Origin of the sequence: Herbaspirillum frisingense GSF30, from assembly GCF_000300975.2 — a bacterium.
In the GTDB taxonomy this organism is placed as follows: Bacteria; Pseudomonadota; Gammaproteobacteria; order Burkholderiales; family Burkholderiaceae_D; genus Herbaspirillum; species Herbaspirillum frisingense.
In genome coordinates, this window is sequence record NZ_AEEC02000015.1 from 66,120 (window position 1) to 89,084 (window position 22,965).

Here is a 22,965-nt window from a genome sequence, read left to right on the forward strand (position 1 = left end):
TTCTTGCCCATCTGGCAGGAACGGCCTGTTGCTTGATACGGTGATGCAGTGATTCGCTGATTCAGCGACGGTTGAACTTGAACACCGAAATCGCCTGCAACAGCCGCACCGTCTGCTCTTGCAGACTGCCCGCGGCAGCGGCGGCTTCTTCCACCAGCGAGGCGTTCTGCTGGGTGCTGGCGTCCATCTGGGTGATGGCTTCATGCACCTGGTTGATGCCGGCGCTCTGCTGCTGGGTGGCTTCCTTGATTTCCCCCATGATGCCGGAGACGCGCTGCACCGATGCCACGATGTCGCGCATGGTGCTGGTGGCCTGTTCCACCTGACGGTTGCCGACATCGACCTTTTCCACCGAGGCATCGATCAGTTGCTTGATTTCCTTGGCCGCTGCTGCCGATCGTTGCGCCAGCGAGCGCACTTCCGAGGCCACCACGGCAAAGCCGCGCCCCTGTTCGCCGGCGCGTGCCGCTTCCACTGCAGCGTTGAGCGCCAGGATGTTGGTCTGGAAGGCGATGCTGTCGATCAGACCGATGATGTCCACGATCTTGCGCGAGGACTCGCTGATCTCGTTCATCGTGGTGCCGGTGCTGGCCACGGCATCACCACCGCGCATGGCAATGGAGGACGCGGTCCCGGCCAGGTCGTTGGCCTGCACGGCGTGGTCGGCGTTCTGGCGCACGGTGGCGGCCAGCTGATGCATGCTGGAAGCGGTCTCTTCCAGGTTGGAAGCCTGTACTTCGGTGCGGCGTGACAGGTCCATGTTGCCGGTGGCGATCTCGCGCGTGGCCAGGGTGATGGTTTCCACGTTGGAGCGTACGTCGCCGATGATGGCGGTCAGGTTCACGTTCATCTGCCGCAGCGAGGCCAGCAGGCGCCCCAGTTCATCGTGGCGACGGCTTTCGATGCGCACCGACAGGTCGCCGCCGGTGATGGCGTGGGTGATCTCCAGCGCCTGCTGCAGGGGCTTGATGAGGGCGTTGCGCAGGGCGATCCACTGCACGATGGAAATCACGGCGGAGGCCGCGGCCAGGGCGCTGATCCACCATTGATGCAGGGCCGCCATGCCGGCGATCACCACGGCGATCTGGATGGTCAGCATCAGGCCCATGGACAGGTTCAGGCGGGTGTTCAGCTGCATGCGCGCCAGCTTGCCCAGCCAGCCGGCCAGACCGGTGCGCACCACTTCGCCACGGTGCAGGGCGATGCCCTTGGCCTGGCCACGGCGGATGCTGGCATACAGTTTTTCGGCAGCGGCCACGGCATCTCGTTCGGGCTTGGTGCGCACTGACATGTAGCCGATCACCTGGCCGCTCTCGCGGATGGGCGTGACGTTGGCGCGCACCCAGTAGTGGTCGCCGTTCTTGCTGCGGTTCTTGACCAGGCCGGTCCAGGGCAGGCCGCCCTTGATGGTGGCCCACATGTCGGCAAAGGCTTCGGCCGGCATGTCGGGATGGCGGATCAGGTTCTGCGGCGCACCCAGCAATTCCTCTTCCTCGAAACCGCTGATTTCGATGAAGTAAGGATTGACGTAAGTGATGTTGCCCTTGAGATCGGTCTTGGAAACGATTGCCTTGCCGTCGACGAGCGGACGCTCTTCTCCGGTGACCGGCATGTTCATGCGCATCTTTTACCCCCGTGTAAGAAGCCTTGTGTGTGGAAAGTCCGGCTGGCGGGCGCAAGCTGCGCGGCGGGCAGCGTTCGTCTCTCCCTTACGAACGCGTGGAACCGTCTGCGCCAGGCAGCGACAGCCTGGCGCATGTCTTGCCTTGCCTGATGAGATTCAGGCGGCGGGATTGTCTCCGGGATGCGGGCTGTCGGGCCCTCTGCGGGGCTTTCCGAAGACGCTAGTGTAGGTCGGATAGAAGGAACAGTACATGACTACCGTCAACATTATCGAGATCGGCAACAGGATGAAGAACACCACCGTGAAGCTGCCGCTCACCAGCGCGATGATCATGCTGATCACGGTCGGGACGACGATGGCGATGACGATCCAGGCCAGGCCGTACACCAGGAAGGCGCGACCAGCGCGGCGCACGGCGAAGAAGCTGTAGAACAGTGCCTTGCCGAGCGGCATCTGCTGCCACATGATCAGCGGTGCCGCATACCAGAAGGCCATGGCCGCCGGCACGTACAGCGCAGCCGCGACCAGCATGGCGATGCGCATGCTGCCGGCGGCGCTCTGCAGTTCCTCGGTGGAGAGGCCGCCTCCCATCATGGCCTTCCAGAAGGTGCCGCCGTCGGCCAGCGCCGAGGCCGCGACCACAAGCGTGGCCACCAGCAGGTAGAGCAGGCCGAGCTTGAAGAGCGTGTTGCGGGCCGGGCTGCGGAAAGCGATCAGCAGCAGGTTGGGGTAGACCCGTTCGCCTTTTTCGATCTGCGCACAGGCTTGCATGAACGACATCGAAAACAGCGGGATCAGGATCAGCGGCAGCATCTGACCCAGCACCGGGATGATGCCCAGTGCCAGCATCAGGAACATGTAGGCCAGGAACAGCGTGGAGATCTCGGCCGGCTGCTTGCGGAACAGCGCGAAGCCTTGCTTGACCCAGGACCAGCCGGTATGTGCGGGAATCTTTTCCATAGCTCCAGTGGTTACAGCGCCGGCGGCGTTTCCTTGATGCGCAGACGCAGGATGCGTTCAAAATGGGTGGGGTCATGCGGCGTGAGCATCTCTGCTTCACGCGGCAGGTAGAAGTCATACAGGCGCGAGAGCCAGAAGCGCAGGGCCGCCGCGCGCAGCATCGGTTGCCAGGCCACGCCTTCGGCCGGCGAGAACGGACGCACGGCGCGGTAGGCGGTCAGCATGGCCTCGGCACGGGCCAGGTTCAGCGCACCCGTATCGAGGTCTACGCACCAGTCGTTGACGGTCACGGCCAGGTCGAACAGCCAGGTGTCGCAACCGGCGAAATAGAAATCGAAGATGCCCGACAGGCGCTCACCCACGAACATCGCATTGTTGCGGAACAGGTCGGCATGCACCGGGCCCCGCTGCAGGGCGCGGTAATCGGCGGTGGCGGCGAAGTCCTTCTGGTACTGCACTTCATCGGCCAGCAGGCTGGCCAGTTCGGGCGGCAGGAAAGGCAGCACCGAGGGCGTGGTTTCCAGCCACCAGGCCAGGCCGCGCAGGTTGGGCTGGAGGATCTTGAAGTCCTTGCCGGCCAGGTGCATGCGCGCCAGCATGTCGCCCAGCGCGGCGCAGTGCACCGGTTGCGGATCGAGCTGGGACTCGCCCTCCAGCTTGCTGACGATGGCCGCCGGCTTGTCGTTGAGCAGGGTGACGATGGCGCCCTTGTCATTGGCCACCGGCGCCGGCACGGGAATACCCCGCTGCGCCAGGTGGCGCATCAGTTCCAGGTAGAAGGGCAATTGTTCGATATGCAGCTTTTCGAACAGGGTCAGGACGTATTCGCCGCTGTCGGTGCCGATGAAGAAGTTGCTGTTCTCGATGCCCGAGGAAATGCCCTTGATCGAGCGTGCGCGACCGAGCGGAAATTGTTGGATCCAGTCCGAGAGCTGTTCCAGACTGACCGGTGTAAAGACTGCCATGGCGAAATTGAGAATGTGAAGCTTGCTGAAATACCGGGATCCCGAACTACGCCTGCCGGCACCGCCGGGACTGGCGTGACAGCGGCGGCATAGGGCCGCATCGGCTGTCCCTGGGCCGGTCGCGGCGGGCGACCGGGGTGATGTTGGCCAACCCGGCAGGGTCAGCCGTCCATCGTGGCGAAGCGATTACTTCTTGGTGGTGCTGTCGGTATCGCCTTCCTGCGGCTTCTTGACGCCCCAGTCGAACTCGCCGACCTTCCATTGTGCCGAGCTCGGCGGCGGGCTCTGGGCATCGCCCGGGGTGGAGCCGCCCAGTTGCGGGTTGGGGCGCACGTAATAGGTGCTGGGGCCGGACTTGACTTCGATTTCCTTGGTCTGGCCGTGGTCGCGGCGTTCCTTGATGCTATTGCCCTGGGTGCGGCTGTCTTCACCGGGCTTGCGGATGGTGACGGCGGGCGGTTCGCCTTCTTCCAGCTTTTCCAGTTCGGGTGGCGGCGGCGCCGGCTGGGCGGCCAGGCCGGCAGGGGCCGGTTGGGCGAAAGCCAGCGGAGCAGCCAGGCTGGCCGATGCGCACAGCAGGGCGGCGGCCAGGGACTGTTGGAACCAGACGTTGGATGGTTTCATGATATCGACAGGAAAAATGCAGGAAAAAGATGGTGTTGTTTTCTTCATTGTAGCAAACCATCGTGGTGCGGCCCCTGCGTTTCTTCACGGGAATGATCGGGAAGACAACATCCGGCCGCCTTTCTGCCATCTGGCGGCGACTTGCGGGCGACCCAGGCCCTAGTCCAGCAATGGCAACCTGCTATGGATCCAGTCGCCCAGGGTGGGCGGCATGGCGACCAGCCGGGTGAAATCGTCTTCGTCGCTGGCATCGAAGTAGCTGAGGTGGTCGGAGGAATATTCCAGCAGGGTCGGGAAGTCACGCCCCCATTGCACGGTGAAGTGCCGCAGCGCCCGCAGTTCGCCCCGTTCCCCATAGATACGCAGCCGGATGCGGTCCTGTCGGGTTTGCTCGGCCGGCCCGGCACCACACAGTTCGACCCGCAGCTGCTGGCCGCGATACTGACGCCAGCCACCGTTGAGCTTCTGGCTGTAGATGCCGCAGTCGCGATAGTGCGGTGTGAACGCGGTGGTCACCGTGGCTGCCAGCCCGTAGGCCATGGCCAGCAGATAGAGCAGGGTCACGGCGTGATAGCCGGGTTTGAGCGCGGGCTTGGCCGGAGCGACCACGCGCGTCAGCGCGCGATAGAACAGGCCCAGCGCACAGACCAGCACCACGCCCAGGGTCCAGTAGAGCGGCGTGGTGTCGGAGGGCGCATTCTGGTCCCACGGCAGCACGCCCAGCTGCTGGCCCATCGCCGGTGAAATGATCACCGGCATGCTGACCAGCGCGGCGATGAGCATGCCTGCCAGCGCCAGCGTGTAGAGCGTCCCGATGAAGAGTTGGATAACGTAGGCTTTGGTGACCGGCATGACGACGATGGCGTGCAATCAGTTCATTTGCGTGCCGTGCATCATGAAGTTGTCGACTTGTTTTTCAAATCGTACGAAGGTGATGAAAAGTGAACGTTTCTACACTTATCGGTGTAAAGATGGCGGGCGGAGGGGGAGAAATGAAGAGGCCGGGCGGCATTGCTGCGGCAGAGTTGGCAAGGGCTTTGCAGGAAAACCGGAGAATCACTCGGTCGAGCAAGGGAATTCGGGCTTTGGGTGGGATGATGAAAGACTGTTCATAGTCGTCCTGGCGTCGATGTCAAACTGGATGATCCGATTATTCTCATACTGCAATCGGTGTGGATGTGTTGGCCTTAATCCAGCAAGGGAATCCTCGATCGCAACCAGTCGAGCGAAGACGGTGGCATGGACATCGTCTGCATTTGATCATTCTGGTCAGCATGGTCGAAATAGATGATGTGCTGGTCGGAGTATTCCAATTTTCGTTCTGCATTGACGTCCCAATCCAATCTGAAGTAGCGGGTGGCCTGTACCGCATCCTCATCATCAAAGATTCGCAGCCTTATGTGATCATTGGCCCCCGTTTCATCGGGACCTGAACCGCATAGCTCAATACGATATGTTTGGTCGTCGAACTTTCTCAGACCGCCATTAAGCTTCTCGCTATAACCGGCGCAGTTCTTGTAACTTGGTCCGGATAGATTGATGATGGGAATGCTCAGTACGTAGCAAAGCAGAATGAGAAATGTAATGGTGATCCGGCGATACCTCTTTCTCGTCGATGGAGAAAATTCCTTGCCAAATTTCTCCATCCGCCAAAAGAAGAAAATCACCGCAACCATCAAGATTGGCAAGAACGTTCCTCGTATCAGTTCTGTTTGAGCATCCGGATCGATTCTCCACAAATAGACTCCGAGTGACGAGGTCATCCAGGCGGGCAAGGCGATGGCGAGGGTAATCATCAGGGCCGGCGTGGCGATCAGGAATGCCGAGGTGAGTGCGGTTCCGAGAAGAAGTTTCGTTACATAGGTTCTGGCGGTCGGCATATGGGCTGCAACTGGAGTCGGATAGGTTTGTCGAGTTTGACGAGTTTGGGTCTGCTGTAGATCATGAAATCTCCACCCCTGTCATGTTTTTCTCTCCAGGCGTTGAAATTCTTGTTGTAGATCGGAAAGTAGATGTCCTGCTCCCTGTTCTTTTGGAACAGACCTTTGCGTATATCAACAAGAAATTCCAGACCTTCGTCGGTGAAATAGAGTGAGTGAAGCTTGGATCGATCTTCTGAATAATTCCCGAAATGGGTTCGTACATTGATACTCTTCTGACCAATTATTTTGTAGCTGCCGTCAACGGCCTGACTCAGTACGCTTTTTGGCGTGATGATGATGCCGGTCTTGTTCCAATGACCCAGATATTGGGATTTGACGCCATCTGGATCATCGTTAAATGAATAGCTATCTTTGATGTACACGAAGACATGAGTCACCTCGACTTTTGGATTGATGCAAAATGTCTTCGTTTTCTTAAAATCGTCATAGAGAAAATATTTGTCACCTCTGACACTGGCTTTGGCGATGGCGGCATACAGATTGAACCTTGCCAAAGAGCCGGTCAGGTCGGTTAGGGAAAAATTGCTTTGCATGGTGTCCTGATTGAATACGGACGCCCTCTGAAATTGCCAGTCGATGTGGAATTGACGTAGATCCTTCAAAAAATCGCCTGTATCCAGATCCAAGGCCTTGGTATGGATGAACATGGTGGAGAGATGATGTGAAAGGATGCGTTCCAGCTTTCCCAGGCCATTCCGATTGTAGATACCCCGTTCGATGAGATCTTTGTAGATATCCCGTACTTTCCCGAAACGCAGTACCCAATCGAGGGTGACACTTGTACTTTCATAGGGCTGTACGGAATTTGGGTCATTGTCATAGATATGCTTTTGCGCGTTAAACCACGTCCGCGCTAACTTGGCCGATACCGGCCACCCCATCTTCTCCATCGCGTCAGGGATGTCCTGCAGGTCGAACACCGGTGGATCTTTGCACTCCTCCAGTACCAGTTCATCAGCTTGCATCGGCGGTTTGCTGTTACGTTCCGTTTTTGCTGCTTCCGTTTCCGCGTGCTTTTGCAGACGTTCCTCCTCCTTCTGGGCATTGATTGCTTGCCTGCTCAGTTTGACTTTCGGTGGTGTGGGTTGTGGCGGAGGTGGTGTGACGCCCGGTGCTGGACGCTCCAGCGATACGCCGGTCTGGGTGGACAACGGAACGCAGCCGCGCGAGCCAGCATAGGCTTGCCAGCGAATCGGCCTAAATGGAATCAGGGATGACTCCATTCGGTAATACGGAATCTTGCGCGTTGCCATGGCGATTCTCTTGTCAAAAAAGAATCCGCTACGGTACTTATTGACGTTTCCTTTGGTCAATATTTGGAGTGGGCCAGTCTTCAAAGTGAAGACGATCTTCGAAAATTTTTTGTGAGAAGCAGCCCTGTTGTCGCCTCGTGGCAAAATGCACGCCTTGAAAAGCAGAACGGGCGGGACATGGTGATCATGTCCCGCCCGCGCTTCCAGACCGCTTAAATGACCGGCCTACAGATACATCCCGCTCTGCCGCTCCGCCTCCTGCTGCGTTTCGGCCGGCTTGGATTTCTCGGCGTGGAATTTCTGGATTGCCGCCAGGACCTCGGCCGGCTCGTCGATCACCTGCAGCAGGTTGACGTCCTTGGGCGAGATCATGCCGTCGTCCACCAGGCGGGTCTTGATCCAGTCCACCAGCCCGGCCCAGAACTCGCTGCCCACCAGGATCACCGGCATCATGCGTGACTTGCCGGTCTGCATCAGGGTCAGTGCTTCGGTGAGTTCGTCGAGCGTGCCGAAGCCGCCCGGCAGGACCACGTAGGCGTCGGCATATTTGACGAAGGCGACCTTGCGCGCGAAGAAATGACGGAAGGACAGCGAAATGTCCTGCCAGGCATTGCCGTGCTGTTCGTGCGGCAGTTCGATGTTCAGGCCCACCGAGGGCGAGGCGCCTTCGTAGGCGCCCTTGTTGGCGGCCTCCATGATGCCGGGACCACCGCCGGAAATGACGGCATAGCCGGCATCCGAGATCAGGCGGGCGATCTCCACACACAGTTGATAATGGGGATTGTCGGGGCGGATACGGGCAGAACCGAAGATGGAAACGGCAGGACGCAGCTCGGAGAGACGTTCGGTCGATTCAATGAATTCTGCCATAATCGTGAGTACATGCCACGACTCGCGCGCCTTCTTGGCCGTCGCGCGTTCGATGTCTCCCACTTCCCGCAGGCGCGGGACATTCTTTCCTCTCTGTTCCATATGCAAAAAACCTTGTTGTTAGTTGATGGTTCCAGTTACCTCTATCGCGCATTCCATGCACTGCCCGATATGCGTAACGCGGAAGGCGCGCCCACCGGTGCGCTGTACGGCATCATCAATATGCTGCGCCGACTGCGCAACGATTATCCCGCAAGTTACGTTGCCTGTGTGTTCGATGCCAAGGGCAAGACCTTCCGTGATGATCTGTATCCCGACTACAAGGCTACCCGCAAGTCGATGCCGGAAGACCTGGCATTGCAGATCGAACCCATCCACGCTGCGGTGCGCGCGCTGGGCTGGCCCATCCTGATGGTCGAGGGCATCGAGGCCGATGACGTCATCGGTACGCTGTCGGTGCAGGCCACCGCCGCCGGGCTGGATACGATCATTTCCACCGGTGACAAGGACATGGCCCAGCTGGTCGATGAACACGTTACCTTGGTCAACACGATGAGCAATGAAGTTCTCGACATTGCCGGCGTGACTGCAAAATTCGGCGTGCCGCCCAACCGTATCGTCGATTACCTCAGCCTCATCGGCGACACCGTGGACAACGTTCCCGGGGTGGAAAAGTGCGGTCCCAAGACTGCCGTGAAATGGCTGACCTCCTACGATTCGCTGGACGGGGTGATGGCCAATGCCGACAAGATCAGCGGCGTGGTCGGCGAGAACCTGCGCCGCGCACTGGACTGGCTGCCGCAGGGTCGCGTGCTGGTGACGGTCAAGACCGATTGCGACCTGTCGGCGCACATGAAGTCCATCCTCGAATCGCTGACCATGCAGCCGCAGGACAAGGAAGTCCTGAAGGACCTCTTCACCCGCTACAACTTCCGCACCTGGCTGCGTGAACTGGCCGATGGCGGCGATGCCGCCGTGGGCAAGTCGCCGGTGGTGGGCGCCGTGGCTGCGGCCGCGCTGGAAGTGCCGGCCCAGGGCGGCTTGTTCGCACCCGCCACGCCGGTGGAGTACGAGACCGTGCTCACCGATGCGCAGCTGGACCAATGGATCGCCGCCATCAATGCGGCCGAACTGACCGCCGTCGATACCGAAACCACCTCGCTGGAAGCGATGCAGGCCGAGCTGGTCGGCATCTCGCTGTGCTGGGAGCCGGGCCGCGCCGCCTATATCCCGGTGGGCCACAATTACCAGGATGCGCCGCCGCAATTGTCGCGCGAGCACGTGCTGGAAAAACTCAAGCCCTGGCTGGAGGACGCCAGCAAGCCCAAGCTGGGCCAGCACCTGAAATATGACAGCCACATCTTCGCCAACTATGGCATTCGCCTGGCAGGGGTGAAGCACGACACGCTGCTGGAATCCTATGTCTTCGAGTCGCATCGCCCGCACGACATGGACAGCCTGGCGGCGCGTCACCTGGAGCGCAAGACCATCACCTACGCCGAGGTGTGCGGCAAGGGCGCGTCCCAGATCGGCTTCAACGAAGTGGACATCGAACGCGCCACCGAATACGCGGCCGAGGATGCCGAGGTCACGCTGGCCTTGCACCGCGCCATGTGGCCGCAGATCGAGCACGACGACAAGCTGCGCTTCATCTACGAAAAGATCGAGGTTCCGACTTCGGTGGTGCTGCAGAAGATCGAGCGTAACGGTGTGCTCATCGACAGTGAACGCCTGGGCCAGCAATCGCAAGACCTCGGGCGCCGCATGCTGGAGATCGAGCAGCAGGCCTATGACCTGGCTGGCCAGCCCTTCAACCTGAATTCACCCAAGCAACTGGGCGAGATCCTGTTCGGCAAGCTGGAGTTGCCGGTGGTGAAGAAGACCGCTTCCGGCGCGCCCTCCACCGACGAAGAAGTGCTGCAGAAGCTGGCCGAGGACTATCCGCTGCCCAAGGTGTTGCTGGACTATCGCGGCCTGTCCAAGCTCAAGTCCACCTACACCGACAAGCTGCCCAAGATGATCAATCCGGTCACCGGGCGCGTGCATACCAACTATGCGCAAGCCGTGGCGGTCACCGGTCGCCTGGCCTCCAACGAGCCCAACCTGCAGAACATCCCGATCCGCACTGCCGAAGGTCGTCGCATCCGCGAAGCCTTCGTCGCGCCCGAAGGCAGCGTGATCGTCTCTGCCGACTATTCGCAGATCGAGTTGCGCATCATGGCGCATATCTCGGAAGACGAAAACATGCTGAAGGCGTTCGCCAACAACGAAGACATCCACAAGGCGACCGCCGCCGAAATCTTCGGCATCGCGCCCGAGCAGGTCGAGTCGGAGCAGCGCCGTTATGCCAAGGTGATCAACTTCGGCCTGATCTACGGCATGAGCGCCTTTGGTCTGGCCGGTAACCTGGGCATCGAACGTTCGGCGGCGCAGATGTACATCGACAAGTATTTCATGCGTTTTTCGGGCGTGAAGCGCTACATGGACGAAACCCGACTGCAGGCCAAGGCCCGCGGCTATGTGGAAACCGTGTTCGGCCGTCGCCTGTGGCTGCCCGAGATCAATTCGCCCAACGGTCCGCGTCGCCAGGGGGCGGAACGGGCGGCAATCAACGCGCCCATGCAGGGCACTGCCGCCGACCTCATCAAGCTGGCCATGATCGCGGTGCAGGACTGGCTGGAAAAGACTGGCATGCAGACCCGCATGATCATGCAGGTGCACGATGAACTGGTGTTGGAAGTTCCACAACAGGAATTGGCAGTGGTGCGTGAAAAGCTGCCCGAATTGATGAAAAATGTTGCGGAGCTGAAAGTTCCCTTGCTTGCCGAGGTAGGAATCGGTAAGAATTGGGACGAAGCACATTAATTCACATTAATTCCGGTTTCTGGCAAACATCGTTCCCGGTTCGTGACCGGGTTCGCATGATCGCCGGTCGTGTAGCACCGGCGCCCGCCCCGCCAGGGAAAGCGGATCGGGCGCGGATGCCGGAGATGCAAATTGGCAATGCAACAAGCTGACGAACTGACAAGTCGGCGCAATCAGAACTGAAAAAAATAGAAGACTGGCGTCGCAACCGCAGGCATTCGAAGACGGGACGACGCACTGGGTGAAGCCGGACCAAGGTCCGGTGCAGCAGAGGCTGGGCAGGAAAGGGCAGGGGACACGCACCAGGTTTTTCGACACGCACCGCGCATGCGGGCTGCGCCATTGGCGCAGGTCTTTCCATCCCCCAACGCTTCCGTCCGGCCTCCGATGAACACATTGGAGGAGACGTCATGAAGTCAGCAATGAAAGTGGGCACGCGCCTGGGACTCGGGTTTGCGTGGGTAGTGCTGTTGCTGGTGCTGGTGACCGGTTTCGGCATCTTCAACATGCACCAGGTGCAGGGGCGCTTCACCCACGTGGTCGAGGTCAAGAACCCCGAGAGCACGCTGGTCAAGGACATGCTGGAGACCGTGGGCGAACGTTCCATCTCGCTGCGCAACCTGATGCTGCCGGCCGCTCCCGAGGATGTGGATATCGAGGCGCAGTACATCGAGGCGCAGACGCTGAAGTACAAGATGGCCGCGCAGAAGCTGCAGCAGCTCTTCACTGATTCGGCCGACACCACCGAGGAAGAAAAGGCCGCCCTGCCCAAGATCGCCGCCCAGGCCGCCAATGCCGAAAAGCTCATCAGCGAAGCCGTGGAGTTCGGCAAGCGTCGTGAGGCCTACGAGCTGGCGCAATTCCTGAAGGAACAATACCTGCCGGTGCAGAAGTCCTGGCAGGTTGAACTGAAGGCGCTGGCCGCGCTGGAAGACCGGCTCAACAAGGAAGCCGCCGAGGCCAGCGCCACTGCCTATGCACGTGCGCGCCTGCTGATGCTGGTCATCAGCGCCATCGGCGTGGTCACCGCCATCCTGGCGGCACTCTGGCTGACCCGCCAGATCCTGCGCAAGCTGGGCGGTGAGCCGGACTACGCAGTGCAGATCGCTGGCCAGATTGCCGAAGGCGACCTGGCCGTGGTCATCGATACCCGCCCCGGCGACAACGACAGCCTGCTGGCCGCCATGCGTATCATGCGCGACAAGCTGGCCGCCATCGTCACCGAAGTACGTAGGGGTTCGGAAACCATCACCACCGCCTCCACCGAAATCGCCCGCGGCAACCTCGACCTGTCGGGCCGTACCGAGCAGCAGGCCGGCGCCCTCGAAGAAACCGCTTCCTCGATGGAACAGCTCAATTCCACCGTCAAGCAGAATGCCGAGAACGCCCACCAGGCCAACGACCTGGCGCTGGCTGCCTCCGACGTCGCGGTGCAGGGTGGCAGCATCGTCTCGCAGGTGGTGGAGACGATGCAGTCCATCAATGCCTCTTCGCAGAAGGTGGCCGATATCGTCAGCGTGATCGATGGCATCGCCTTCCAGACCAACATCCTGGCACTGAATGCAGCGGTCGAAGCGGCCCGCGCCGGCGAGCAGGGGCGCGGTTTTGCGGTGGTGGCTTCCGAGGTGCGCTCGCTGGCCCAGCGCTCGGCCTCGGCGGCCAAGGAAATCAAGGTGCTCATCGGCGACTCCGTGGGCAAGGTCGAGAACGGCAGCAAGCTGGTGGAACAGGCCGGCAGCACCATGACCGACATCGTCACCAGCATCCGCCGCGTGACCGACGTGATGACCGAGATCACCCACGCCAACCGCGAACAGAGCAGCGGCATCGAACAGGTCAACGAGGCGATCATCCAGATCGACGACATGACGCAGCAGAATGCGGCGCTGGTCGAGCAGGCGGCTGCGGCGGCCCGTTCGCTGCAGGAACAGGCGGCCGGCCTGCAACAGCTGGTCAGCGTGTTCCGTGTCGATGCTGCCCAGGCGAGGGTGGCGTCATCCTATGCGGCGCCGAGTGCCGAGCGTGTCATCGATGTCACGCCGGGCGCGCCGGAATTGCCGGCCGGTGGCCAGGTGCTGGCGGTGCAGGGCTGAGGACGGCCCATAGGACGGGAACAACGCCTGCGCCGGTTTGCGGTTAGACTCCGGCTTGGGTGAAGTCGGAGCGCATCCGTGAGGATGCCGGCAAGCGGCCTGCAAGGGCCGCTTTTTTCTGGATCTGGATATTCCGGATGAGGCCAGGAAATCCGCGATCCTTCCCCGCATCACGTCCACCACAACGAGGCCACGTGCCACCAAGATGGAGAACCCGATGAACGACCTTCGCAATGACTTCGACAGCCTGCTGGGACAGAGCACCCTGTCCGGCAGCGCCGACCGCCGTACCTTCCTGAAGACTGCCCTGGGCACCGGCTTTGCCGCCGCCGTGCTGCCGGTCTGCGCGCAGACCATGATCAAGACCGACACCAGCGGCCTGACCGCCGGCGAGGTCGCCATCGACGTCAACGGCCAGCGCGTGCCGGCCTATCGCGCCCAGCCCGAGGGCAAGACCGGGCTGCCGGTCATCATCGTGGTGTCGGAAATCTTCGGGGTGCACGAGCACATCGCCGATATCGCCCGCCGCTTCGCCAAGCTGGGCTATCTGGCCATCGCACCGGACTTCTTCGTGCGCCAGGGCAATCCCATGGCCTATACCTCCATTGCCGAGCTGCAGAAGGACATCATTTCCAAGGTGCCGGATGCCCAGGTGATGGGCGACATCGATGCCTACGTGAAGTGGGCCGGCGAAAATGGCGGCGATACCAGCCGTCTGGGCATCAACGGCTTCTGCTGGGGTGGCCGCATCGTCTGGCTCTACAGCGCCCACAATCCCAAGGTCAAGGCCGGTGCCGCCTGGTATGGCCGTCTGGTGGGCGAGAAGACCGCGCTGTTCCCGCAGCAGCCGATCGATATCGCAGCTACGCTGAAGACGCCAGTCATTGGCCTCTATGGCGGCAAGGATCAGGGCATCCCGGTCTCTACCGTGGAACAGATGAAGGAAGCCCTGCAGAAGGCTGGCAACAAGTCGGAATTCCATGTCTATGCCAATTCCGGCCACGCCTTCAATGCCGATTACCGCCCCAGCTATGTCGAGGCCGACGCCAAGGACGCCTGGGCCAAGGTGGTAGCTTTCTTCAAGAGTCACGGCGTGGCGTGACGCGCTGAAGGTCCGGCCTCTTATTGGTGCGCGTCTGATGCAGATCAAGGCATGGCGCACCAAGATGTGCAGGACGTTTGCGGCAAGGGACGGAGTTCCGTCCCTTTTTCATTGGTATCCGACAAAACACATGGGTATACCGCGCCGATCCCGGCCTTGCGCCATTGGCACGCGGTTTGCTATGACAAGGATTGAGTAGAAGCGGCTAGCGGTCGGTAGAACGGACACTTACCTTCCTGCGGGGCATTGCTCGTGATGCCATCGGAACCCCCGATGGTCCCCATCTTTTGATAGGACACGAGACCATGCACGATGCCCGCGCGCTTTTCTCTTTCTCATTTTCTCTACGCTCTTCCCGGCCACGCTCAGGATCGCCCGCCTCTCTGCGAGGTGCGCGATGAATGCCGTCGCTGAACGCTTCAATCGCGTTGCCCCGGCCGATCCCCCAACCGTGCTGCACCTGCGGGTGAAGGCCATACGCCCGGCGGCTGCCGATATCCGCCTGTTCGAACTGAGCTCTGCAGATGGCGCCCCATTGCCGCCATGGAGCGCGGGCGCGCACCTGCGCCTGCAACTGGGGGAGGGGCTGGAGCGCTGCTATTCGCTGTGCAATACGCCGCAACAGCGCGACTGTTATGTGATCGCCGTCAAGAGGGAGGCCGCCTCACGCGGCGGCTCGGCCTTCTTGCACCACCAGGTGGAAGAGGGCGACCTGCTCACTGCAGCGGCACCCGTCAATGCCTTTCCTCTGGTGGTTGATGAACGTCCTCCGCTGCTCCTGGCCGCCGGTATCGGTATCACACCGCTCCATGCGATGGTCGCCGACATGGCCGCGCGCGGTGTACGCCATCGTCTGCATTATTTTGCACGCGGCCTGGCGCACGCGGCCTTCTTCCATGAGCTGGCGGCCTGCTCGCAGGGCATGTCCCTGCATCTGGGGCTGGATGGCGCCGAGACCGGACGCGCCATTGCCGCTGCGCTGGCCGGCGTGCCGTGCTCTTCCCCGCTTTATGTATGCGGTCCCGCGCCCTTCATCGAGGCGGCGCGTGACCATGCGCGCCAGGCCGGCTGGCGCGAGGACGATATCCATTTCGAATGGTTCGCCGCGCCCACCGGCGCAAGCCATGCCGTCATCCATGCCTCTGACCAGGACCACCATGTCTTCGAACTGGTCTTGCAGCGCTCGGGCGTGAGCTGCACGGTGTCGCCCGGCCAGAGCATCGTGGCCGCCGCCGCCGGAGCTGGCGTGGTGATCGGCACCTCCTGCGGCGAGGGATTCTGCGGCAGTTGCGAAAGCACCGTGCTGGAAGGCCTGCCCCTGCATCGGGACAGCGTGCTCTCGGCCGCCGAGCGCGCCAGTGGTCGCACGCTGATGCCCTGCGTCTCGCGCTGTGCAGGAACGCGATTGGTACTGGATCTGTGATGTTCCGATTTGTCTGTGCAAGTTCAACCCACCTGGAGAGGAAGGCTATGAAGAAGCAAGCGATGCAGAAGCGGACTTTCATGCGGCGTGTGGCCGCACTATGGCTGGGCGCGGCAGCCCTGCAGATGGCCGGCCTGGCCCATGCCGAGGACAAGGTCACCCTGCTGTCGAACTGGTATGCGCAGGCCGAGCATGGCGGCTTCTACCAGGCCGTGGCCAAGGGCATCTACAAGAAGTACGGCATGGATGTCACCATCAAGATGGGTGGCCCGCAGGTCAACAACATGCAGATCCTGGTGGCGGGGCAGGCCGACTTCAGCATGGGGTATGACTTCACGGTACTCAAGGGGATAGAGCAGGGCTTGCCGCTGGTGACGGTGGGTACGTCCTTCCAGTCCGACCTGCAGGGCATGATGACGCATGATGATGTCACCAGCCTGGCCGGGCTGAAGAACAAGACCATTCTGGTGGCGGGCTCCGGCCAGTCGAGCTGGTGGCCGTGGCTCAAGTCCAAGTATGGCTATACCGATGCGCAGTCCAAGGCCTACACCTTCAACCTGCAGCCTTTCTTCGCCGATCCCAACATCGCGCAGCAGGCCTATCCTTCCTCCGAACTGTTCCAGGCCGACAAGGCCGGCGTGAAGAGCAAGTTCTTCCTCTTTGCCAGCGAGGGCTATCCGCCGTATGGCACCACCATCGTGACGCTGCAAAAGACCGTGGCCAGCAAGCCCGACCTGGTGCAGCGCTTCGTCAAGGCGACCGCGGAAGGCTGGAAGAGCTACCTGGAAGACCCGGCCCCGGCCAATGCCCTCATCAAGGCCGACAACAAGAACATGGACGACGAGCAACTGGCCTATGCCCTGGGCAAGCTCAAGGAGCTCAAGGTGGTCACGGGTGGCGATGCGGCACGGTTGGGCATCGGCGTGATGACCGATGAACGCTGGAAGCAGACCTATGACGTCATGGTCGCTACCGGCCTGCTCAAGGCGGGTACGGATTATCACAAGGCCTACACCACCCAGTTCGTCAAGGACATGAAGGTCATGCCCTGATCCCGTTGGGCGCCGCTGCGTGAGTGCGGCGGCGCGGTCCACCTTGCGCGTGAGGACGCCATGATTCCCTACACAGCACCGATGACAGCACGCCGCATCCCGGTGATCGATTTTGCCGATGCGTTTTCCCCCGAGCGAAGCCGGCGCGAAGCGCTGGCCTGGGAAATCCACAAGATTTCGCGTGACGTGGGTTTCTTCTACATCGTCAACCACGGTGTCCCGCAGTCACTGGTGGAAGGCCAGTTCGACTGGGCGCGCCGATTCTTTGCGCTGCCGGCGGCCAGCAAGGCGGCCATCGACATGCGCGGTTCGCCGTCCGGCTACGGCTATGAACGCATGGGGGCGCAGGCCCTTGATGAAGGTTCGCCGGCGGACCTGAAGGAGGGCTTCCAGTTCGGCTTCGACATTGCCCATGATCATGCCTACGTGCAGCGCGGACTCTTGCGCTATGGCCACCACCGCTGGCCGCAGGACCTACCCGGATTCGAAGCCCATTCGCGGCGCTATTACGAAGCCGTGCGCGCGCTCTCGCATCGTCTGCTCAGCGTGATCGCGCTGTCGCTGGAGATGCCGGAGGATTTCTTCGAGCCGGTGCTGGAAACGCCCATCGCCACCCAACGAATGCTGCACTACCCGCCGCAACCGGACGGTGCGCGCAACAACCAGATCGGCGCCGGTGCGCATACCGACTGGGGCCTGGTCACCATCCTCGCGCAGGATGCCATCGGTGGACTGGAGGTCTGCAACGCAGAGGGCCAGTGGGTGAGCGCACCGCCCATCAAGGACAGTTTCGTGGTCAACATCGGTGACCTGCTGCAGCGCTGGAGCAATGACCTCTATCACAGCAATCCACATCGCGTGCTCAATGCCGGCACGGTACCGCGTTATTCGCTGCCTTTTTTCCAGGATGGCGACCAGGCGGCCGTGGTGGCCTGCCTGCCGACCTGCTGCAGCGCCGACCGCCCACCGCGTTATGCGCCTTGCACCATTGGCGAGTACCTGGACATGAAGGTGAGGCAGACCTTCGGGGCGGTGGCGGTGGACTGAGTCACCGCAGCCAGCAAGTCCGAATTTTCGAATGTCAGATTTTCCGGCGAAGGCGACCGTGTTGGCACGCCGGCCGGACCACTGCGGATCCCCAGGTCCGCAGTCCAAGCAGAAGGAGCAGCATCATGCTGGTAACTCAACAAAAAGTCTTGCGCAGGTTCTGGTACGCGCTCATGCCCATCTCGCAGCTCAAGGACGGTCCGCAGCCCTTTACGCTGCTGGGCGAGAAGCTGGTGGTATGGCTCAGGGAAGATGGTACGCCGGCCGCCTTGCAGGACCGCTGCTGCCATCGCACGGCGCGGCTGTCCAAGGGCTTCGTGGAAAACGGCAATATCGTCTGCGGCTACCATGGCTGGACCTTCAACGGCGAGGGCGCCTGCGTGCGCGTGCCGCAGAGCGTGGACGGCAGCGTACCGTCGGGTGCCTGCGTGAAGTCCTATCACTGCAAGGAGCGCTACGGTTATGTCTGGGTGGCGCTGGAAGATCCGCTGCGTGACATCCCCGATTTTCCCGAGGATGGTGCGCCGGGATACCGCCGCATCTTCCAGTTCTACGAACGCTGGGATACCAGCGCGCTGCGCATGATGGAAAACTCCTTCGACAATTCCCATTTCAGCTACGTGCATCGGGCTACCTTCGGCCTGTACGATCAGCCCAAGCCGGAGAAGTACGAGATCGAGGAAACCGACTACGGCTTCGAGGCCGAGACACGGGTGCCGATCAAGAACGTGCCGGCCAGCCACCGCGTCACCGGCAGCACGGCTGATACCACCGTGCGCCACATGTTCAACCGCTGGTACCTGCCTTTCGTGCGCCGCTTCGGTTGCACCTATCCGGAGAGCGGCCGGCATCACATCATCTACAACTGCGCTACGCCCATCGACGATGGCAGCATCATGCTGGCGCAGTGGCTGTACCGCAACGATACCGAGGAGGATTGCTCCGAGGCCGAGCTGATCGCCTGGGACGCCCCCATCCTGGTGGAAGACCGTGACATCCTGGAAGCCACCGACCCGGACGCCTGCATCGACGTGCGGCGCCGCCAGGAATTCCACATGGCCTCGGACCGTCCGGGTCTGATCATGCGCCGCATGCTGCTCCAGTTGCTGGAAGAGCATGGCGAATCCGAAGTCTTCCGCATCCATCCCGCTGCATGAACCCGCCAGGAGATTCCATGGACAGAGATGATCACGCCATGTCGCAGGCCGCGGCATGGGAGCAGCAGGGCGAGGCATCCGGCGAGGCTCCGGTGCTGTCGGCGCAACGGGTGGAGAAGACCTACCGCAACGGCACACGCGCCCTGGACGAAGTGCGGCTCGATATCGGGCGCGGGGAGTTCGTCTCTTTGCTGGGCCCGTCGGGCTGCGGCAAGAGCACCCTGCTGAAGATGTTCGCCGGGCTGGAGGAGCCGTCGCATGGGCATCTGCGTTGGTGGGGCGGTAACCTGGCCACGGTCGGGACGCCGGAGCGCACGCTGGCCATGGTGTTCCAGGAAGCCACGCTCATGCCCTGGGCCACGGTGGAACAGAATGCACGGTTGCCGCTGGACCTGCGCCACGTGCCACGTGCGCAGGCCGATGCACGGGTGGCGGCCGCCCTGAAGCTGGTGGGCCTGGACAAGTTCCACAAGGTGCTGCCGCGCGAATTGTCCGGCGGCATGCAGATGCGTGCCTCGATTGCGCGGGCGCTGGCGACCTCGCCCAATCTGCTGCTGATGGATGAGCCGTTCGGTGCCCTGGATGAATTCACTCGCAACAAGCTCGATTCCGACCTGCGCGCTATCTGGAGCCAGCAGGACCTGACGGTGGTCTTCGTGACCCACAGCATCTACGAGGCGGTGTTCCTGTCTTCGCGGGTGATCGTGATGGCGGCGCGGCCCGGGCGGGTGATCGCCGATGTGGCCATCGATGCGCCAGGGCTGCGTGACGAGGCCTTCCGCATTTCGGCGCCCTTCATGCAGTATTGCAAGACGCTATCTGATTACTTGACGCTGGCCAACCAGCAGGGAGGCGGTCATGAAGCCCAACACTGAGCCGCTGGTCAACCGTCCCGGTTTCTGGCGGGTGGCCGCACCGCTGGCGATCGGTATTACCTTGCTCCTGATGTGGCAGGTGGTCTGCACGCTGCTGGAGGTGCCGCCCTATCTGATACCGACGCCTTCCTTGATCGCCAAGACCCTGGTGGCCGACTGGGGCATGCTGCTTGATTCGTTGCTGGTGACGCTGAAGATCACCTTCCTGGCTTTTGTGCTGGCGGTGATCCTGGGCGTGGCGATCGCCTTCGTGTTCGTGCAGAGCCGCTTCATCGAGGTCAGCCTGTTTCCCTATGCGATCATCCTGCAGGTCACGCCCATCGTGGCGATTGCGCCGTTGATCATCATCTGGGTCAAGGACACCACGGCTGCGCTGACGGTCTGCGCCACCATCATGGCGCTGTTCCCGATCATCTCCAACACCACGCTGGGGCTGCGCAGCGTCAATCCGGGCTTGCTCAACCTGTTCCGGCTGAACAAGGCGACCCGCTGGCAGACGCTCAGGCGCTTGCGCATTCCGAGTGCCTTGCCTTATTTTTCGGCGGCTTGCGCATTTCCAGCGGACTGGCGCTGATCGGCGCCGTGGTGGCGGAGTTCGTGGCCGGTACCGGCGGTACCGGCTCGGGACTGGCCTACCAGATCCTGCAGGCCGGCTTCCAGCTCAATATCCCGCGGCTGTTTGCGGCCTTGCTGCTGATCACGCTGACCGGCATCCTGCTGTTCTGGCTGATGAGTGCACTGTCGCGCGCGGCGCTGGCCGGCTGGCATGAAAGCGAAATGGGATGAACCTGCGACAACAAGGAGACGATTGCGCATGAACACCTTCCTGATCAGGAACCTGCAAGCCATCATGACCGGCTTGCCCGGCGCTGCGGCGCGCCACGTCGGCCCCGACATCCGGGTGCAGGACGGCGTGATCGCCGCCATCGGCCGGCTCGCGGCACAGGCCGGCGAAGACGTGATCGATGCCAGCGATTGCGTGGCCTATCCGGCCTGGGTCAATACCCATCATCACCTGTTCCAGTCCCTGTTGAAGGGCGACCCGTTGGGCATCAACGCGACGCTGACTCCCTGGCTGGCGGCCACACCCTATCGCTATCGGGCCAGATTCGATGCCGAGCTGTTCCGGCTGGCGGCGCGCATTGGCATGGTGGAACTGCTGCGTTCGGGCTGCGGCACGATTGCCGACCACAACTACCTGTACTACCCGAGCATGCCCTTCGATACCTCCGAGATCCTGTTCGAGGAGGCCGAGCGACTGGGCCTGCGCTTCGTGCTGTGTCGCGGTACCGCGACGCGAACCCGCCAACTGGAGGCCGAATTGCCGAGTGCCTTGCGGCCCGAGACGCTGGAGGGTTTCCTGGCGGACATGGCGCGCTTGCGCAAGCGTTTCCATGATCCGGCGCCAGCGGCCATGCGCAGGGTGGTGATGGCGCCCACCACGCCACTCTATTCGGCGGCACCCGAAGAACTGCGCGAGATGGCGGTGGCGGCACGGGAGATGGGCTTGCGGCTGCACAGTCATCTCTCCGAGACCGTGGGCTACCAGGACAGCGCGCATGCCATGCATGGCTGCAGCCCGGTACAGTTTTGCGAGCGCATCGGCTGGCTGGGGCCGGACGTGTGGTTTGCGCATCTGGTCAAACTCGATGCCGAGGAAATTGCCCTGCTGGGCGCCACCGGCACCGGGATTGCCCATTGTCCGCAGAGCAATGGGCGCCTGGGTAGCGGGATTGCGCCGATACGTGCACTGGAGGCAGCCGGCGTGCCGGTGTCGATCGGCGTGGATGGCGCGGCTTCCAACGAGGCGGCTGACATGATTTCCGAGACCCACGCCGCCTGGCTGATGCAGCGCGCCCGGCGCGGCCAGGAAGCGACGCCGGTATTGCGGGGCGGCAGCTTCGAGGGAGGCGCGGCCGAGGCCACGGTGGAGGATGTGGTGCGCTGGGGCACGACCGGTGGCGCACGAGTGCTCGGGCTGGAGGCGCTGGACGGCCTGCAGGTGGGGCAGCAGGCCGATATTGCGCTGTACCGCCTGGATGACCCGCGCTACTTCGGCCTGCATGATCCGGCCATCGGGCCGGTGGCCTCGGGTGGACGGCCTTTCCTGAAGGCAATGTGGGTCGGCGGCCGGGCGGTGGTGCGGGAAGATGTCATTCCCGGGCTGGATCTGGCAGAACTGGGAGCGCAAGCGCGTCAGGCGGTGCAGATGATGCTTGCAGGCAATTAGGGCAGGGCGAAGTCGCTTGCTTGTGCCGCCTTGGTCCCCGCTTTCCCCATGAGCCGCATGGGGAGGCGGCCAAAACTGCTAAAATGGCGGGATGATCAAGCGACGTAATTCTCCCTTCAGTTTCTCAGCCGAGGATTTCGATGAATCCATGGATTCCTTTGGCGCTTTCGATCCTTTCCGTCCTGACTCACCTCGCCGCGAGGCGGCTTCGGCCCAAGCCGGGTCTTCCGGCTCTTCCGCACCATCCGGAGCTTCCGCCGCGGGCGAAGACAGCGCCGAAGAGGAAACCCGGCCCCCGCTGGAACTGGACCTGACCAATCACTTCCTGATCGCCATGCCGTCCATGCTGGACCCGGTCTTCGGCGGCACGGTGGTCTATCTGTGCGAACACAACCATAACGGCGCGCTGGGCGTAGTCATCAACAAGCCCACCGACATGACGATGGACGTGCTGTTCGACCGCATCAACCTCAAGCTGGAAATCCGCCCTGATACCCCTGACGCCATGCCGGAGCTGTATCGCCGGCCGGTCATGTTCGGTGGCCCGGTGCAGGTGGAGCGCGGCTTCGTGCTGCATTCGACCTCGGAAAAATACTCCTCCACCCTGCAGGTGACCGATGATGTCGCGCTGACCACCTCCAAGGATGTGCTGGAAGCGGTGGCGTATGGCAACGGCCCTGAGCGGGTGCTGGTGACGCTGGGTTGCTCAGGCTGGAGCCCGGGTCAGCTGGAAGGGGAGATCGGACGCAATGGCTGGCTGACGGTGAAGGCCGATCCGGCCATCATCTTCGAACTGCCCGTGGAAGAACGCTTCACGGCAGCCCTGGCCTTGCTGGGCATCGATCCGGTGATGCTCTCCGGCGACGCCGGGCGGGCCTGAGG

General features: G+C 61.9%; 18 protein-coding genes and 1 pseudogene. 11 read left to right on the forward strand and 8 right to left on the reverse strand.

The features are described 5' to 3' along the window. Positions 1-61: 61 nt before the first annotated feature. The 8 genes from HFRIS_RS12245 to HFRIS_RS12280 form a co-directional block, all read right to left on the reverse strand. Positions 62-1,624, reverse strand: coding sequence for a methyl-accepting chemotaxis protein (locus tag HFRIS_RS12245; RefSeq protein WP_006463666.1), 1,563 nt, complete (start codon positions 1,622-1,624; stop codon positions 62-64). A gap of 156 nt (positions 1,625-1,780) precedes the next feature. Further along, complete coding sequence (locus tag HFRIS_RS12250) at positions 1,781-2,584, reverse strand: BPSS1780 family membrane protein (RefSeq protein ID WP_006463667.1); 804 nt, start codon at positions 2,582-2,584, stop codon at positions 1,781-1,783. An 11-nt stretch (positions 2,585-2,595) separates the two neighbouring features. Then, entirely contained in the window at positions 2,596-3,549 is a 954-nt protein-coding gene (locus HFRIS_RS12255) for a homoserine kinase (protein ID WP_006463668.1), read from the reverse strand. 186 nt (positions 3,550-3,735) lie between these two features. Beyond that, a complete protein-coding gene (locus tag HFRIS_RS12260; RefSeq protein WP_006463669.1) occupies positions 3,736-4,173 on the reverse strand; it encodes a hypothetical protein in 438 nt (145 codons plus the stop codon). A gap of 159 nt (positions 4,174-4,332) precedes the next feature. Further along, positions 4,333-5,025: a hypothetical protein gene (locus HFRIS_RS12265; RefSeq protein ID WP_039875524.1), complete on the reverse strand. Its 693-nt coding sequence runs from the start codon at positions 5,023-5,025 to the stop codon at positions 4,333-4,335. A 335-nt stretch (positions 5,026-5,360) separates the two neighbouring features. Beyond that, the gene (locus HFRIS_RS24540) at positions 5,361-6,053 is read right to left on the reverse strand and encodes a hypothetical protein (RefSeq protein WP_006463671.1); all 693 of its coding nucleotides are present in this window, start codon (positions 6,051-6,053) and stop codon (positions 5,361-5,363) included. Further along, entirely contained in the window at positions 6,029-7,369 is a 1,341-nt protein-coding gene (locus HFRIS_RS12275; RefSeq protein ID WP_039875485.1) for a DUF6402 family protein, read from the reverse strand. Before HFRIS_RS12275 ends, HFRIS_RS24540 begins: the two co-directional genes overlap by 25 nt. A 225-nt stretch (positions 7,370-7,594) precedes the next feature. Further along, entirely contained in the window at positions 7,595-8,341 is a 747-nt protein-coding gene (locus HFRIS_RS12280; protein WP_006463673.1) for an LOG family protein, read from the reverse strand. On the opposite strand from HFRIS_RS12280, the gene polA reads away from it, so the two are divergent. The 11 genes and pseudogenes from polA to HFRIS_RS12335 all read left to right on the forward strand — a co-directional run bounded on the left by polA (position 8,342) and on the right by HFRIS_RS12335 (position 22,963). Continuing rightward, positions 8,342-11,104, forward strand: coding sequence for a DNA polymerase I (polA, locus tag HFRIS_RS12285; RefSeq protein WP_006463674.1), 2,763 nt, complete (start codon positions 8,342-8,344; stop codon positions 11,102-11,104). A 410-nt stretch (positions 11,105-11,514) separates the two neighbouring features. Beyond that, the gene (locus tag HFRIS_RS12290) at positions 11,515-13,197 is read left to right on the forward strand and encodes a methyl-accepting chemotaxis protein (protein WP_039875487.1); all 1,683 of its coding nucleotides are present in this window, start codon (positions 11,515-11,517) and stop codon (positions 13,195-13,197) included. 217 nt (positions 13,198-13,414) lie between these two features. Beyond that, a complete protein-coding gene (locus HFRIS_RS12295; RefSeq protein ID WP_006463677.1) occupies positions 13,415-14,299 on the forward strand; it encodes a dienelactone hydrolase family protein in 885 nt (294 codons plus the stop codon). Between the two features lie 397 nt (positions 14,300-14,696). Then, entirely contained in the window at positions 14,697-15,722 is a 1,026-nt protein-coding gene (locus HFRIS_RS12300; RefSeq protein WP_006463680.1) for a PDR/VanB family oxidoreductase, read from the forward strand. A 47-nt stretch (positions 15,723-15,769) separates the two neighbouring features. After that, positions 15,770-16,774 carry an ABC transporter substrate-binding protein gene (locus HFRIS_RS12305; protein ID WP_006463682.1) on the forward strand — a complete coding sequence of 335 codons (1,005 nt, stop codon included), beginning with the start codon at positions 15,770-15,772 and terminating at the stop codon, positions 16,772-16,774. 60 nt (positions 16,775-16,834) lie between these two features. Continuing rightward, positions 16,835-17,821 carry an isopenicillin N synthase family dioxygenase gene (locus HFRIS_RS12310; RefSeq protein ID WP_039875489.1) on the forward strand — a complete coding sequence of 329 codons (987 nt, stop codon included), beginning with the start codon at positions 16,835-16,837 and terminating at the stop codon, positions 17,819-17,821. Between the two features lie 125 nt (positions 17,822-17,946). After that, entirely contained in the window at positions 17,947-18,978 is a 1,032-nt protein-coding gene (locus HFRIS_RS12315; protein ID WP_039875491.1) for an aromatic ring-hydroxylating dioxygenase subunit alpha, read from the forward strand. Between the two features lie 17 nt (positions 18,979-18,995). Continuing rightward, complete coding sequence (locus tag HFRIS_RS12320) at positions 18,996-19,853, forward strand: ABC transporter ATP-binding protein (RefSeq protein ID WP_006463688.1); 858 nt, start codon at positions 18,996-18,998, stop codon at positions 19,851-19,853. Further along, positions 19,837-20,639, forward strand: a pseudogene (locus HFRIS_RS12325) (ABC transporter permease). Before HFRIS_RS12320 ends, HFRIS_RS12325 begins: the two are co-directional and overlap by 17 nt. Positions 20,640-20,667: 28 nt before the next feature. Continuing rightward, positions 20,668-22,083, forward strand: coding sequence for an amidohydrolase family protein (locus HFRIS_RS12330; protein WP_006463689.1), 1,416 nt, complete (start codon positions 20,668-20,670; stop codon positions 22,081-22,083). A 91-nt stretch (positions 22,084-22,174) separates the two neighbouring features. Further along, positions 22,175-22,963, forward strand: coding sequence for a YqgE/AlgH family protein (locus tag HFRIS_RS12335; protein ID WP_006463691.1), 789 nt, complete (start codon positions 22,175-22,177; stop codon positions 22,961-22,963). Positions 22,964-22,965: the final 2 nt, after the last annotated feature.

Coding starts and splice junctions, on each gene's coding strand:
- HFRIS_RS24540 (WP_006463671.1), bottom strand. CDS start 6,053: ATGCCGACCGCCAGAACCTATGTAACGAAACTTCTTCTCGGAACCGCA.
- HFRIS_RS12295 (WP_006463677.1), top strand. CDS start 13,415: ATGAACGACCTTCGCAATGACTTCGACAGCCTGCTGGGACAGAGCACC.
- HFRIS_RS12255 (WP_006463668.1), bottom strand. CDS start 3,549: ATGGCAGTCTTTACACCGGTCAGTCTGGAACAGCTCTCGGACTGGATC.
- HFRIS_RS12280 (WP_006463673.1), bottom strand. CDS start 8,341: ATGGAACAGAGAGGAAAGAATGTCCCGCGCCTGCGGGAAGTGGGAGAC.
- HFRIS_RS12305 (WP_006463682.1), top strand. CDS start 15,770: ATGAAGAAGCAAGCGATGCAGAAGCGGACTTTCATGCGGCGTGTGGCC.
- polA (WP_006463674.1), top strand. CDS start 8,342: ATGCAAAAAACCTTGTTGTTAGTTGATGGTTCCAGTTACCTCTATCGC.
- HFRIS_RS12330 (WP_006463689.1), top strand. CDS start 20,668: ATGAACACCTTCCTGATCAGGAACCTGCAAGCCATCATGACCGGCTTG.
- HFRIS_RS12300 (WP_006463680.1), top strand. CDS start 14,697: ATGAATGCCGTCGCTGAACGCTTCAATCGCGTTGCCCCGGCCGATCCC.
- HFRIS_RS12250 (WP_006463667.1), bottom strand. CDS start 2,584: ATGGAAAAGATTCCCGCACATACCGGCTGGTCCTGGGTCAAGCAAGGC.
- HFRIS_RS12290 (WP_039875487.1), top strand. CDS start 11,515: ATGAAGTCAGCAATGAAAGTGGGCACGCGCCTGGGACTCGGGTTTGCG.
- HFRIS_RS12315 (WP_039875491.1), top strand. CDS start 17,947: ATGCTGGTAACTCAACAAAAAGTCTTGCGCAGGTTCTGGTACGCGCTC.
- HFRIS_RS12265 (WP_039875524.1), bottom strand. CDS start 5,025: ATGCCGGTCACCAAAGCCTACGTTATCCAACTCTTCATCGGGACGCTC.
- HFRIS_RS12320 (WP_006463688.1), top strand. CDS start 18,996: ATGGACAGAGATGATCACGCCATGTCGCAGGCCGCGGCATGGGAGCAG.
- HFRIS_RS12310 (WP_039875489.1), top strand. CDS start 16,835: ATGATTCCCTACACAGCACCGATGACAGCACGCCGCATCCCGGTGATC.
- HFRIS_RS12245 (WP_006463666.1), bottom strand. CDS start 1,624: ATGCGCATGAACATGCCGGTCACCGGAGAAGAGCGTCCGCTCGTCGAC.
- HFRIS_RS12275 (WP_039875485.1), bottom strand. CDS start 7,369: ATGGCAACGCGCAAGATTCCGTATTACCGAATGGAGTCATCCCTGATT.
- HFRIS_RS12260 (WP_006463669.1), bottom strand. CDS start 4,173: ATGAAACCATCCAACGTCTGGTTCCAACAGTCCCTGGCCGCCGCCCTG.
- HFRIS_RS12335 (WP_006463691.1), top strand. CDS start 22,175: ATGATCAAGCGACGTAATTCTCCCTTCAGTTTCTCAGCCGAGGATTTC.